Here is a 13499-nt window from a genome sequence, read left to right on the forward strand (position 1 = left end):
CGGGAAACCAACAAGCAATCAGCTCATCAACTTGATTTCTTTAGAACGAAAGTCGTCGTCGCCAGCAGCGCCGCCGCCCTCGTTCAGTGAGCGGACTTATAAATCCATCACCTCAAACAAGTCAACAGCACAAATCGGAAAAAATAAGAAAATCACTTAACTCATTGGTTTTCAACGATAGTTTGCGGACTTTCGCGAAAACTGGCGGATTTCCGTGCTTTTCTCGTCTGACGGCCAATGCGGCCGCGCCCTTTCGATAATAGGAGGATCCCGCCTTTGCTGATCTCAGTCGGAGGAAGGACTGAAGCGGGCGACCAGGGCATGGGCATTGCCGGGATAGGAGAAGCGCACATAGGTGACGGCGCCGGAGTTGCTCCAGGTTCGCCGCTCCACCACAAGGCAGGCCTGCCTGTCAGAGATACCCAGCAGACGGGCAATCTCCTTCGAGGCTATTTCGGCGCTGATCCGGTGTTCGGCATTGCTCCATGGAACATGGCCAAGCAGCCAGGGACCGGGCGCAATCTCGGTGAAGTCAGCATCGGCAGCCTCCGGCACGGCGGCCAGATTGATGAGACGCTGCTCGACGCAGAATTCCCGCATGCCTGCGAAATGGATGCAGATGATATCGAGCAAGGGTGCGCCAACGGAAACATCGAGACTTGCACGATCTTCGCTCTTTGCCGCACGCTGCGCGCATTTCAGGATTTTGAAACCGTAATCCAGACCAAGGGATTCCACCTCGGCCCTGATATCGTGAATTTCAAGAACGGCTGACTGGATCTGCGGCTGGCGAACGAAACTGCCTGATTTCTTGCGGCGTTCAATCAAACCCGCCTTGGCAAGTTGACCCATGACCTTGTTGACGGTCATGCGCGAGCAATCATAATGGGTGGCGAGATCGACCTCGAACGGCAACCGGTAACCCGGCGGCCATTCCCCCGAAACGATCCGGCCCTCGATCTCGCTGAGGATAAGCTGATGCAGGGTCTGCCCGGCCGATGCTTTCGTCACGTCCGTAATGCCTTTCCACACCGGCTCGATCTCGTTTCAGTGGAGCCCATATCAGCTATCGAGAAGTTCAGCCATGACCTTGTTGAAGCGCGCCGATATTTCACCGCGGCGGACATGGCGGCCGGCCTGCACCTGTTTTTCACCGCGCACCCAGACGGAATCGACATGGACACCGCCCGCGAATATCCACTGGTCGAGAATCTGGGATGCAGGAAGATAGGACACAGCCGAGATATCCAGTGCGACAAGATCAGCGCTTTTTCCCTTTTCTATTGCATTATGTGATGCCAGGGCCCTGCCGCCGCCTGCAAGCGCCCGCCGGAACAGTTTTTCACCGGTGGAGCCTCCGGCATCGGCAATGACGTTCCGCGCGCGTCGCGACAGACGCTGCGAATATTCGAGTGTCCGCAATTCTTCCGGCAGGGAGATGAGAATGTTGGAATCGGAGCCGACGCCATAATACCCCCCTTCCGTGATAAAATCCGGAGCGGGGAAGATGCCGTCACCGAGATTGGCTTCGGTGATTGGGCAGAGGCCCGCAACGGCACCGCTTTTCGCCATGCGGCGCGTTTCGGCCTCCGTCATATGCGTGGCATGGATAAGGCACCAGCGATCATCGACCGGCGCATTCGCCAGAAGCCACTCAACCGGTCGCGCTCCTGAAAAGGCGAGCGAATCTTCGACTTCCTTTGTCTGTTCCGCCACATGAATGTGGATAGGCCCACCTTTTGCCAGGGGCTCGATGGCCGAAAGCTCTTCGCCGGTTACGGCGCGCAGGCTGTGCGGCGCGATGCCCAGGGCGGCACCCGGCAGGGATTTAACCACTGCCTGCGCGCCCTGCATCAGTCTTTCGTAACTGTTGAGTGAATGGATAAAACGTTTCTGCCCGTCGATCGGCGGCTGCCCGCCAAAACCGGAATGCGCGTAAAAGACCGGTAGCAATGTCAGGCCGATACCGGTTTGTGCGGCGGCCGCACCGATGCGTTCGGCCATTTCGGCGATATTGCCGTAATGCGAACCATCCCTGTCGTTGTGCAGATAATGAAATTCCCCGACCCGGCCGAAACCGGCTTCGAGCATTTCCATATAAAGCTGGGCGGCAACCGCCTCTACATGGTCAGGCGTCATGGAGAGCGCAAATTTATACATGACGGTGCGCCAGCTCCAGAAACTGTCATCGGCCGGCCCGCGAATTTCGGCAAGCCCGGCCATGGCCCGCTGAAAGGCATGGCTGTGGAGATTGGGCATGGCCGGAACGATGACGGTATGGCGTTCATCCTGCGGCTGAGGCGAAACGCCGGTTTCGACCGATGAAACAACGCCGCCATCGCAAACAATGCGAACGTCCTGCACCCATCCCCCGGCCATCAATGCCGTGCCCGCGTGAATTGCCGTCATGCCACCCTCTCCTCTTTTCGTTATGGGCAAGGCCATTTCAGACATGAAATTGCGGCTTGCCAAGCCGATTATTATGTATATACATTTAAACCATAAAGGAAAGGCGAAAAGCAAATGCCAGGGAACAAATCCGTAAAGGGAGCGGCAGCGGGAAACACCACGACCTTGTGGCGCAACGCCCGGCTGGCGACTTTTGATCCAACCATGCAAGGCATTGGTACGGTCGAAAATGCCGTTATTGCCGTGCGCGGCGGCCGCATCGCCTTTGCCGGCCCGGAAAAGGATCTGCCTGTCGATCTGGCCACAGCCGATAAGATCACCGATTGCGGCGGGCGCTGGGTCACCCCCTCCTTGATCGACTGCCATACTCATCTCGTCTTCGGTGGCAACCGGGCGATGGAATTCGAAATGCGGCTGAATGGCGCGACCTATGAAGAGATCGCCAAGGCGGGCGGCGGCATCGTTTCTTCGGTGCGCGATACGCGCGCCGTCTCGGAACACGCTCTGGTGGCTCAGGCATTGCCGCGTCTCGACACGCTGCTGGCAGAGGGCATCTCCACCATTGAAATCAAATCCGGTTATGGTCTCGATATAGAGACTGAACTGAAAATGCTGCGTGTTGCTCGCAGGCTTGAAACGCTGCGGCCGGTGCGGATCGTCACCAGCTATCTGGCAGCCCATGCGACGCCCGCCGAGTATAAGGGCCGCAACGCCGATTACATTACCGATGTCGTTCTGCCGGGGCTGGAAAGAGCCCATGCCGAAGGGCTGGTGGATGCGGTGGACGGCTTTTGCGAAGGCATCGCCTTCTCCGTCGCGGAGATCACCCGCGTCTTCGAAAAAGCACGGCAGCTTGGTCTTCGCGTCAAACTGCATGCCGAGCAGCTTTCCGATCTTGGCGGGGCAAAGCTTGCCGCCTCCTATGGCGCACTTTCGGCCGATCATCTGGAATATCTGGATGAGACAGGCGCAAAGGCGCTGGCGAAAGCGGGAACCGTGGCCGTGCTTTTGCCCGGCGCCTTTTATGCGCTCCGGGAAAAACAGGCCCCGCCGGTTCAGGACCTGCGCGATGCGGGCGCAACAATCGCGCTGGCAACGGATTGCAATCCCGGCACCTCACCGCTGACTTCGCTGCTTTTGACCATGAATATGGGTGCCACGCTTTTCCGCATGACCGTGGAAGAGTGCCTTGCGGCGACGACGCGCAATGCCGCCAAGGCGCTTGGCCTGCTTGCGGAAACCGGCACGCTGGAGGCCGGCAAATCCGCCGACTTCACTATCTGGGATATCGAGCGCCCGGCCGAACTTGTCTACCGCATCGGTTTCAATCCGCTCCATGCCCGCATTTTCAAGGGACAGAAGGTTTCGTCATGACCATGAAGACCATCACGCTTCACCCCGGCAATGTAGCCCTTGCCAACCTCGCCGATATCTACTGGAACAATGGCGCTGCGAAGCTCGACCCCTCATTCGACGCGGGCATAAAAAAGGCGGCGGCGCGCATAGCGGAGATCGCCGCTGGCAACGCGCCTGTTTATGGCATCAATACCGGTTTCGGCAAACTCGCTTCCATCAAGATCGATGCGGCCGATGTGGCGACACTACAGCGAAACCTTATCCTGTCGCATTGCTGCGGTGTGGGCGCTCCGCTTCCTGAAAATGTCGTGCGGCTGATCATGGCGCTGAAGCTGATTTCACTCGGCCGCGGCGCCTCCGGTGTACGGCTGGAACTGGTGCGGCTGATCGAGGCCATGCTGGAAAAGGGCGTCATCCCGGTCATCCCGGAAAAGGGCTCGGTCGGCGCCTCCGGCGATCTTGCGCCGCTCGCCCATATGGCCGCCGTGATGATGGGCGAAGGCGAGGCTCTTTATCAAGGAGGGCTTCTGCCCGCCGGCGAAGCGCTTGCGAAAGCCGGGCTGACACCGGTCGTTCTCGCCGCCAAGGAAGGCCTGGCGCTGATCAACGGCACGCAGACCTCGACGGCGCTGGCGCTGGCCGGTCTTTTCCGTGCCCATCGCGCCGCACAGGCCGCATTGATTACCGGCGCACTTTCTACGGATGCCGCCATGGGCTCATCGGCTCCTTTCCATCCTGATATTCACACCCTGCGCGGCCACAAGGGCCAGATTGATGCCGGTGCGGCGTTGCGTAATCTGCTGGAAGGTTCGGAAATCCGCGTCAGCCATATCGAAGGTGACGAGCGGGTGCAGGATCCCTATTGCATTCGCTGCCAGCCGCAGGTGGATGGCGCCTGCCTTGATCTTCTACGGCAGGTGGCACGCACGCTGGAAATCGAAGCCAATGCGGTGACCGACAATCCGCTGGTGCTATCAGACAATTCCGTCGTATCCGGCGGCAATTTCCACGCCGAACCAGTGGCCTTTGCCGCCGACCAGACGGCACTTGCCATCTGCGAAATCGGCGCGATCGCCCAGCGACGCGTGGCACTACTGGTCGATCCGGCCCTTTCCTACGGTCTGCCCGCCTTTCTTTCCAAAAAGCCGGGTCTGAATTCCGGCCTGATGATCGCCGAAGTGACGTCCGCCGCGCTGATGAGCGAGAACAAGCAGATGGCGCATCCGGCCTCGGTGGATTCCACACCGACCTCCGCCAATCAGGAAGACCACGTGTCCATGGCCTGCCATGGTGCTCGTCGCCTGCTGCCAATGACCGAAAATCTCTTCGCCATCCTTGGGATTGAAGCCCTTTCCGCCATCCAGGGCGTGGAGTTGCGTGGGCCGCTGAAAACCAGCCCGGAACTGCAAAAGGCGATTGCCGTGCTGCGTGCATCAATCCCCTCGCTGGAAGAGGACCGTTATATGGCGCCGGATCTGAAGGCGGCAGCTGAGCTGATTGCTACCGGCGCTCTGGTTTCCGTGATTTCGGATGACATTTTGCCGAAGCTGGAGGTTTGAGATGACAAGCCAATTGTTTTCCTCCGTTCCGGTCGGTGCGTTGGGGTTACCCTCTCTGCCCGGCAGTGCAGAAGGAGCTGATCAATGAAAACGCCTTTCTCGCTTCACCAAGGCATCTCGCCGATCATTCTCGGGCTGCCTCACACCGGTACGGATGTGCCGGCTGCGATTTGGGATCGCCTCAACGATAACGGCAGGATTCTCGCCGATACCGACTGGCATATCCATGAACTCTATGAAGGGCTTCTCGATAACGCGACAACCGTAAGGGCGACCTTCCACCGCTACGTCATCGATGCCAACCGCGACCCGGCCGGAGTGAGCCTTTATCCGGGCCAGAACACGACGGGATTGGTTCCGGAAACCGATTTCGACGGCAAGCCCATCTGGAACGAGGGGCAGCAACCGGATGAAGCTGATATCGCCTATCGGGTGGAAACCTTCCACGCGCCCTATCATGCAGCCCTTGCAGCGGAAATCGAGCGGGTGAAGGCCATTCACGGCATCGCAATTCTCTATGATTGCCATTCGATCCGCTCGCATATCCCCTTTCTGTTCGAGGGTAAGCTGCCGGATTTCAACATCGGCACGGATATGGGCAGGACCTGCGATCCGACGATCGAAAAAATTGCCGTGGACGTGACCGCTGCCGCTGACGGTTACGACAGCATTCTGAACGGCCGCTTCAAGGGCGGCTGGACGACCCGGCATTATGGAAAACCGGAAGCCGGCGTGCACGCTATCCAGATGGAGTTGGCGCAATCCACCCATCTCGCCAGTGAGGTACCGCCTTTCGCCTATGACGCGCAAAAGGCGGAACGCCTGCGCAACCATCTCAAAACCATTCTCACGCGTATGGAAAATTTCGCGCTCGAGACGCAACGATAAGGGGAAATCACATGGATAATCCGCGCCACAATATTCGCGAAGTCCGCGCGCCGCAGGGCAATGAGCTGAACGCCAAAAGCTGGATGACGGAAGCACCGCTGCGCATGCTGATGAACAATCTCGACCCTGATGTCGCCGAGCGGCCGCATGAACTGGTGGTTTATGGCGGCATCGGCCGCGCCGCCCGCACCTGGGAAGATTTCGACCGCATCGTCGCGACGCTGAAGGATCTGACCGAGGACGAGACCCTCATCGTGCAGTCTGGCAAACCGGTTGGCGTATTCCGCACCCACAAGGATGCGCCGCGGGTTTTGATCGCCAATTCCAATCTCGTGCCGCATTGGGCCAACTGGGACCATTTCAACGAGCTGGATAAGAAGGGGCTCGCCATGTACGGCCAGATGACGGCCGGTTCGTGGATTTACATCGGCACGCAGGGCATCGTGCAGGGTACTTATGAGACCTTCGTCGAGGCCGGCCGCCAGCACTATGGCGGCAACCTCAAGGGCAAATGGATCCTGACCGGCGGTCTTGGCGGCATGGGCGGCGCACAGCCGCTGGCCGCCGTCATGGCAGGCGCCTGCTGCCTAGCCGTCGAATGCGATGAAACCCGCGTCGATTTCCGTCTGCGCACCCGTTATGTCGATGCAAAGGCACACACGCTGGATGAGGCGCTGGCACTCATCGACCAATGGACCAAGGCAGGCGAAGCAAAATCCGTCGGCCTGATCGGCAATGCGGCGGAAATCTTCCCTGAACTGTTTCGCCGTGGCATCCGCCCCGACATGGTCACCGACCAGACCTCGGCGCATGATCCGATCCACGGTTATCTGCCGGCCGGCTGGACCGTTGCCGAATGGCGCGCCAAGCAGGAAAGTGACCCGAAGGCCGTCGCCGCTGCTGCCCGCGCCTCGATGAAGGTGCATGTGCAGGCCATGGTCGATTTCTGGAACGCCGGTGTTCCGACGCTCGATTACGGTAATAATATCCGCCAGGTCGCCAAGGATGAAGGGCTGGAGGACGCTTTCGCCTTCCCCGGCTTCGTTCCCGCCTATATCCGTCCGCTGTTTTGCCGCGGTATAGGCCCGTTCCGCTGGGCGGCACTTTCGGGCGATCCGGAAGACATCTACAAGACTGACGCCAAGGTGAAAGAACTGCTGCCTGACAACAAGCACCTGCATAACTGGCTGGATATGGCACGCGAGCGCATCGCGTTTCAGGGCCTGCCGGCGCGTATCTGCTGGGTCGGGCTTGGCGACCGCCATCGTCTGGGCCTTGCCTTCAACGAAATGGTGAAGAACGGCGAGCTGAAAGCGCCTGTTGTCATCGGTCGCGACCATCTCGACAGCGGTTCCGTCGCCTCGCCCAACCGCGAAACCGAAGCCATGAAGGACGGTTCGGATGCCGTGTCGGACTGGCCGCTCCTGAATGCGCTGCTCAACACCGCTTCCGGCGCGACCTGGGTTTCGCTGCACCATGGCGGCGGTGTCGGCATGGGCTTCTCCCAGCATTCCGGCATGGTCATCTGCGCCGATGGCACCGACGATGCCGCTCGCCGGCTTGAGCGTGTGCTCTGGAACGATCCGGCAACCGGCGTCATGCGCCATGCCGATGCCGGTTATGAGATCGCCGTGGATTGCGCCAAGGAGCAGGGCTTGCGCCTGCCTGGCATTCTCGGCAATTGATTCGTGTTTGGCCGGAAATGCGGAAGGCGTTTCCGGCCAGCACCGTGCGGAGTTGGAAAATCATGACCCTGTTGCACGCAAGCGATTACAAACGCATGCCCTGGAAAAATGGCGGTGGCGAAACCGTGGAAATCGCTATCTTCCCGCCAGCCGCCTCCGTGAATGATTTCGATTGGCGAATCAGCATGGCAACCGTTGCAACCGACGGACCATTTTCGATTTTTCCCGGCATAGACCGCACCCTGTCCATTCTTCAGGGCAATGGCATGGCGCTTGCGATCGCAGCCAACGAGCCACTGCTGCTGACGATGGAGAGTGCTCCCCTGCCCTTTTCGGCGGATGTTCCTGTCAATGCGACATTGCCCGGCGGCCCGATCGTCGATCTGAACGTCATGACCCGCCGCTCGGCTTTCCGCCATGCCGTGCAAAAGCGCTCCGGCACATTTTCCGCGACAGCAGAGGGTGTCACGACACTCGTCCTCGCGCTCGATGCGCTTGTGGTCTCCAGCGGCGATGAAAAAGCCAATCTCGATCGGCTGGACAGCCTGTTGATCGAAAACAGTCGGCCTTTCACTGTCGAGCCCGATCAAAATACGGGCGCGTTTTTCCTCATCACACTTCAGCCCCTCTGAAGCGACCGTACGCCTGGAGCAATTCCGCTTTTACTGGAAAAGTCCTAGTCCAGACCCAGCGGATCGGCCACACGTGGCCAGAGCTTGAGGCTCGCTTTGCGATAAGCGGTTTTAGCCGGATCGGTCGGATAAGAGGTCGGTGCCGCGATATAGACGATCTCCGAGGCGACCGGCGCAAAACCCGCATGGAAGTGATTGGTTGACTTGACCAACAGGACGTCTTTTTTAGCGAAATCGATCCCGAGATTGGAAAAGATATCCGGCTCATAAGTTTGGGTGCGACTGGTGATGAGGATGATATCGATCTCTGTGCCAACCGGCCGGACAACCGCAGCGCGGCCAAGCGTGACGCGGCTGTTGCGGAAACTTTGCCAGCCGGCCTCAACGGTGCGCATCACTTTTATGCGGAAGTCGAGCGGCTCACCGCCCTCGGGGCTGGATTTGCCGCCGATGCGCAGATCGATCTCTGCCCCCTCGCCCGCGGCGTGACAGAAAGAGACCGCAATGGGATCCCAGATCGTCGCGACGCCGATATTATCCATGCCGCGCTCCACCATACGCCGCAGGATATAGGTGGCATCACCCGCAACGCCACCTCCCGGATTGTCCCAAATATCCGACACCACCACCGGCTTGTCCGGATTGCTGCTGCGAATGGCAAGTGCCTTGTCGAGGCCTGACTCCGTATCCAGCATGGGCATGGCGGTTACTTTGCGCATGGCATAAAGTTCATGGCCGAGCTTTTCGGCCAGCGCATCGCCCTTCTCCCGGTCTCCATCTGTAACGACGACAATCCGCGTGCCCATATCCGGCACATCGCCCGCCATGAAACCGTGGATGACCGAAATCGACAGGATGCCGTCCTTGCCTTCCATCGCCTTCAAACGGTCCACATAAGACCGCATCGGCTCGCGGCTGGTCGGATAAATGGTGATCATGCGGCAATCGAACGTGGAAATGACCGGTTTGATCTCACCACGCAGGGTACGCAGCGCCAGTTCAACGACATGCTCGCCGCGTTCTTCGAAATCGGTGTGGGGAAACTCCAGGAACGTCGCCATGAGGTCGAGATTTTTAACTCGCAGCGCCGTCAGATGGCTGTGCGGGTCAAATTCCGCCGCGATCAACACGTCGGGCCCGACCATTGCGCGCACACGCGACAGAAAATCACCTTCCGGATCATCATATCCCTGCGCCACCATTGCGCCGTGAAGACCAAGAACGACCGCATCAACCGGCAGCGCTTCCTGGAGCTCCGCAAGGATAGTATTGCGCAGCGTTTCATAAGTCTGGCGCTGGATGAGACCTGCAGGCTCCGCCCAGCAGGACGTGCCCTCAATCACCGTGAACCCTTCCGCCTTGCCGCGACGCCGCAGGATTGGCACCGGCGAAGAGCAGAGCGTCGGCGTTTCCGGATGTTCACCCGGCCCGGCATAAAAAGCCGCGCGGAAAGCATCCATATCCGTCGGGACGGGCGAAAACGTGTTGGTTTCGGTGGCGAGCGACGCCGTGAATATACGCATTTTTGTATTTCTCGTTACCGGGACTGCTTTACGCAGTTTTCTGTCCCTTAATATGATTAGCCGGGTAATCTTACCAGACGGTACCACGTGCGGCCACGTCTTCAACCCGGGTCACAAGACCGTTTCGATGAAACACCATCCTGTCGAAAAGGTTGCTGACGACGCAGGTATGGTTCGGCACGACCTTGACCACATCACCGATTTCCGGCCTGCCGGACGTGCAGCCGGATAGATCGACAACTGCATGTTCTTCCGAAAGCGAGATGATTTTTGCACCCTCATAACCTTCGATCAGCCCGTAATCGCTGAAACCAAGAAGATCGGAGGTCAAAGCCTTGGAACCGCAATCGAGCACGGCTCGATCGGGCGTGGGCCGCGACACCACAGTGGCGAGAACATGCATTGCCAGATCACCAGCCGCACAATGACCGGCGCGCAGCATGGCGCGGTCATTATAGACATAGGTACCCGCCCGGTGTTCGGTTGCCGAAGGCACAAGGTGTGCGGCGTAAAAATCCGGTGAACCGCCGCTGGAGCGCACAGGGCATTCGATGCTTTTCGCCGCCAGCAGCGCCATTGTCTCGCCAATGAAACTCTCGACCTTTTCAGCGCCGCCCGGTGCCGGATAGGTCAAAATGCCTTTGAAAACGAGACCCGGAGCCGCATTGATCTTTTCTGCAAGCACCAGGGCGGCTTCCGGCGTTTGTACGCCACAACGCTTTCCGCCGGTATCGCATTCGACAAGCACGGCGAGCGGCTTTTCCGTATCAAATGTGCCAGCAAGGCCAGCAATCGTCGCGGCGCTGTCGGCAACGACACTCAACCGGCCAATACGCGCATTCAGCGCCTTTAGTCGCGACAATTTTGCTGCGCCAAGAATATTAAAGGTAATCAGGATGTCGTCGAAGCCGGCATCCGCGAAAACTTCCGCTTCGCTGACCTTCTGGCAATTGATGCCGATCGCGCCGGCCTGAAGCTGTTGCCTGGCGATAGCCGGGATCTTGTGCGTCTTGATGTGCGGTCGGAAGGCCTTGCCATGCTCATCGAGATAGGATTGCGCCTTGAGAATATTGGCCGCAAGCCGATCTTCATCGATCACCGGCATCGGCGTTGAAATCGCATCGAGTGGTGTGCCCTCTTCAGGCCAGGGATAGGTCATCATATGCTCTCAAAGCCATAAAAATCAGATAGTTAAGCCAATGGCTTATAAGCGATAACGTCCATTTCCACCTTTGCATCGACCATCAGCGGCGACTGCACGGTGGAGCGAGCCGGCGGATGATCAATGAAATATTTCTGGAAAACAGCGTTGAAGCTCGAAAAGTCGCGGGCATCGTCCAGCCAGACATTAACCTTCACCACATCGGCAAGCGTGCAATCGGCAAGCGCCAGAACATCCTTGATATTGGCTACAACCTGCTCGGTCTGTGCCACGATGCCGCCGGTCACCACTTCCCCGTCAATAGTCGGCACCTGCCCGGAAACATAGACAAAATCGCCGGCCCGAACGGCCTTGGCAAATGGTCGACGTTGGCCGCCGGCCTGATTATCAGCCGTTGCGAATCTTACCAGCTTCTGCTTTTCCATTAAAACCTCGCAAATAATTTTCATCATTATCGCATTTTCCGGAATTTATAGCCGGTTTTACGGCAACATTCCATAAGCGATGTAAATTATTTAGCAAACTGGAGGAAACGCGCCTGTCACGCCATTGCCAGCACGAAATCGCTAATCCGGCCTTACATCAGGGATGAGCGCTATTCTCGAGAATTCAACTCTTGCTGCAAGAGCATTCGATAGGTTCCCATCCACCACTCCTAGGCAAGTGGTTCCGACCCGTGCCTTCGGGCTTGGAAATCAACAACTGTTCGTTCGTTAGCTATTCACGAACTGGGAAAGTTTGCCGCGGCTAACACCAGGGATGGTCAATCCGGAGACGACCAGCGGCGAACAAACATTCCTCGAGCACAGTTGATGTTTCCGATATTTCATATCAGCAATTTACCCCTTCGCTGACACCCTGTCCGTGACGTGTTGCGCAATTTTTTGCGCCTGTACGCGAATATCCGGCACGGCGGTTATTTCCCACAAACGGCCCGCCGTCAGCGCGCCAGCGGCGAAGAGGCCGGGCCAGCTTTGTCCATCCGCTCGCAACAGGCGAGACTCGTCGTCCACCTCGACGCCGAGACCCAGAGGATCCAGCAGAAGCACACCGTCGTTCCTCATATTTTCCAAGAGGCGCGAATGACCAATGCCCGCTCGCTCCATACCGGTGCAATTGACAACCCAGTCCACCTGCAGCTCTTTCGATATCTGCGTATGCCGGCGGCGGTAGCGCAAGGTAATGCCTTCATCCTGCTCTTCAACGGAGTTCAGATAACCCGCGTGGACTTCCAGAACATCATCCGCAAGCAGTTTCTCAAAAGCCGCATGAACCTCCGGCGCGATGCGGTGCCGGTGAATATTCCACCAGGGAAGTGCATGCCGGAGAAACCTGCTTCTTTGAGCAACCGTGAGAACTTGCCAAAGCGACTGCGTTCTCGGCCGCAATCCATCCATCACCGTCCGCCATGGCGCGCCGTCCCTCACCTGTTTGCGCAAAGACTGTAACAGGCGGCTAATCTCAGTGGTTTCCTCTGGTAATATCGGATCGACGGGAGGCAAAGGGGGGCTGATATGCGGATGCGGCACAAGCCCGCGACGGGACAGAACATGGATTGGCCCCGTGTGCCCTTTTCCCCGCAGGGTCAGCACCTGATCAATCATCGTCAACCCGGAACCGAGAATACAGACGCGGTCGCCCGTCTTAACCTTCGACAGCCATCCCGGCTGCCAGCAGTGACCGATGATCCGCTGCGCCCTGCCCTCGTCATTCGCGACAGTTTGCACCGGCAAACTGGCCGCCCCGACACCCACACACAGAACAACGTTTTGCGCGCGCATGGTCTCACCGTTTTCGAGCACGAAGGTGAATCCGCCCGCATCGGCAGGGCGACAGGTGGAAGCCTTGGCCCGAATGAAATCCACCCTTGCTCTCTGTTCCCGACTCCTCAACAGGGTGGCCAATCTATCTCTCAGATAGAGACCATAATCTCCGCGCGATGCAAACAATAGAGGATCGTCCCCTATCCCGCTTTCCTTCAGCCAGTCGACGAAATCATTCGGGCGGTCAGGAAAGACACTCATGCGTCCAGCCGGGACATTCAGCCGGTGATAGGGTAGTTCGGTACGATAGGCTGTTCCACGCCCAAAGTCAGACTCGTCGCCAACAATAACGATCGAGGCCTTCGCTGGCAGAGAAGAGAGAAGATGGGCGGCAGTACAGATGGCAGCGAAGCCGGACCCGACGAGAGCAACATCATAGGACATTCATTCCTCCAACCTGCGACAGTATGAATAGCCACCCGGGAGCGCGCGGCCCAACGATACTCTAGTCAATGAGTAGAG

11 protein-coding genes are annotated in these 13499 nt (G+C 58.4%); 5 read left to right on the plus strand and 6 right to left on the minus strand.

Features of this window, described 5'->3' with window-relative positions:
• Positions 1-285: 285 nt before the first annotated feature.
• Together hutC and M0412_RS12685 are read right to left on the minus strand one after the other, a co-directional pair.
• Positions 286-1011 (minus strand): histidine utilization repressor, encoded by a 726-nt coding sequence (hutC, locus tag M0412_RS12680; protein ID WP_237681414.1) that lies wholly within the window; start codon positions 1009-1011, stop codon positions 286-288.
• Between the two features lie 51 nt (positions 1012-1062).
• Positions 1063-2409, minus strand: coding sequence for a formimidoylglutamate deiminase (locus M0412_RS12685; protein WP_142841753.1), 1347 nt, complete (start codon positions 2407-2409; stop codon positions 1063-1065).
• Between the two features lie 114 nt (positions 2410-2523).
• Between M0412_RS12685 and hutI the strand changes: the two genes are divergently transcribed.
• The 5 genes from hutI (at position 2524) to M0412_RS12710 (ending at position 8529) form a co-directional block, all read left to right on the plus strand.
• Positions 2524-3783, plus strand: a complete 1260-nt coding sequence (hutI, locus tag M0412_RS12690) for an imidazolonepropionase (protein ID WP_269698871.1) — start codon at positions 2524-2526, stop codon at positions 3781-3783.
• Positions 3780-5324 carry a histidine ammonia-lyase gene (hutH, locus tag M0412_RS12695; protein WP_269698872.1) on the plus strand — a complete coding sequence of 515 codons (1545 nt, stop codon included), beginning with the start codon at positions 3780-3782 and terminating at the stop codon, positions 5322-5324. The genes hutI and hutH overlap by 4 nt, the downstream gene beginning before the upstream one ends.
• Positions 5325-5408: 84 nt before the next feature.
• Positions 5409-6212, plus strand: a complete 804-nt coding sequence (hutG, locus tag M0412_RS12700) for an N-formylglutamate deformylase (RefSeq protein WP_269698873.1) — start codon at positions 5409-5411, stop codon at positions 6210-6212.
• Positions 6213-6223: 11 nt separating this feature from the next.
• Positions 6224-7897 (plus strand): urocanate hydratase, encoded by a 1674-nt coding sequence (gene hutU / locus M0412_RS12705; protein WP_142841749.1) that lies wholly within the window; start codon positions 6224-6226, stop codon positions 7895-7897.
• A gap of 62 nt (positions 7898-7959) precedes the next feature.
• Positions 7960-8529 carry a HutD family protein gene (locus M0412_RS12710; RefSeq protein ID WP_269698874.1) on the plus strand — a complete coding sequence of 190 codons (570 nt, stop codon included), beginning with the start codon at positions 7960-7962 and terminating at the stop codon, positions 8527-8529.
• 44 nt (positions 8530-8573) lie between these two features.
• Here the strand turns inward: M0412_RS12710 and M0412_RS12715 are convergent, their stop codons facing one another.
• The 4 genes from M0412_RS12715 to M0412_RS12730 all read right to left on the minus strand — a co-directional run bounded on the left by M0412_RS12715 (position 8574) and on the right by M0412_RS12730 (position 13421).
• Entirely contained in the window at positions 8574-10052 is a 1479-nt protein-coding gene (locus M0412_RS12715) for a M81 family metallopeptidase (RefSeq protein WP_269698875.1), read from the minus strand.
• Positions 10053-10122: 70 nt separating this feature from the next.
• Positions 10123-11211: a D-TA family PLP-dependent enzyme gene (locus tag M0412_RS12720; protein WP_142841783.1), complete on the minus strand. Its 1089-nt coding sequence runs from the start codon at positions 11209-11211 to the stop codon at positions 10123-10125.
• Positions 11212-11243: 32 nt separating this feature from the next.
• The gene (locus M0412_RS12725; protein WP_142841782.1) at positions 11244-11639 is read right to left on the minus strand and encodes a RidA family protein; all 396 of its coding nucleotides are present in this window, start codon (positions 11637-11639) and stop codon (positions 11244-11246) included.
• Positions 11640-12053: 414 nt separating this feature from the next.
• The gene (locus tag M0412_RS12730; protein ID WP_269698876.1) at positions 12054-13421 is read right to left on the minus strand and encodes an FAD/NAD(P)-binding protein; all 1368 of its coding nucleotides are present in this window, start codon (positions 13419-13421) and stop codon (positions 12054-12056) included.
• Between the last annotated feature and the right edge of the window lie 78 nt (positions 13422-13499).

It is taken from the genome of Agrobacterium sp. O3.4 (assembly GCF_041414895.1).
GTDB lineage: Bacteria > Pseudomonadota > Alphaproteobacteria > Rhizobiales > Rhizobiaceae > Agrobacterium > Agrobacterium cucumeris.

What these genes read in the sequence shown, in the direction of transcription:
- M0412_RS12685 (WP_142841753.1), bottom strand. Translation starts at nt 2,409, where the DNA reads ATGACGGCAATTCACGCGGGCACGGCATTGATGGCCGGGGGATGGGTG.
- hutI (WP_269698871.1), top strand. Translation starts at nt 2,524, where the DNA reads ATGCCAGGGAACAAATCCGTAAAGGGAGCGGCAGCGGGAAACACCACG.
- hutH (WP_269698872.1), top strand. Translation starts at nt 3,780, where the DNA reads ATGACCATGAAGACCATCACGCTTCACCCCGGCAATGTAGCCCTTGCC.
- hutG (WP_269698873.1), top strand. Translation starts at nt 5,409, where the DNA reads ATGAAAACGCCTTTCTCGCTTCACCAAGGCATCTCGCCGATCATTCTC.
- hutU (WP_142841749.1), top strand. Translation starts at nt 6,224, where the DNA reads ATGGATAATCCGCGCCACAATATTCGCGAAGTCCGCGCGCCGCAGGGC.
- M0412_RS12710 (WP_269698874.1), top strand. Translation starts at nt 7,960, where the DNA reads ATGACCCTGTTGCACGCAAGCGATTACAAACGCATGCCCTGGAAAAAT.
- M0412_RS12715 (WP_269698875.1), bottom strand. Translation starts at nt 10,052, where the DNA reads ATGCGTATATTCACGGCGTCGCTCGCCACCGAAACCAACACGTTTTCG.
- M0412_RS12720 (WP_142841783.1), bottom strand. Translation starts at nt 11,211, where the DNA reads ATGACCTATCCCTGGCCTGAAGAGGGCACACCACTCGATGCGATTTCA.
- M0412_RS12725 (WP_142841782.1), bottom strand. Translation starts at nt 11,639, where the DNA reads ATGGAAAAGCAGAAGCTGGTAAGATTCGCAACGGCTGATAATCAGGCC.
- M0412_RS12730 (WP_269698876.1), bottom strand. Translation starts at nt 13,421, where the DNA reads ATGTCCTATGATGTTGCTCTCGTCGGGTCCGGCTTCGCTGCCATCTGT.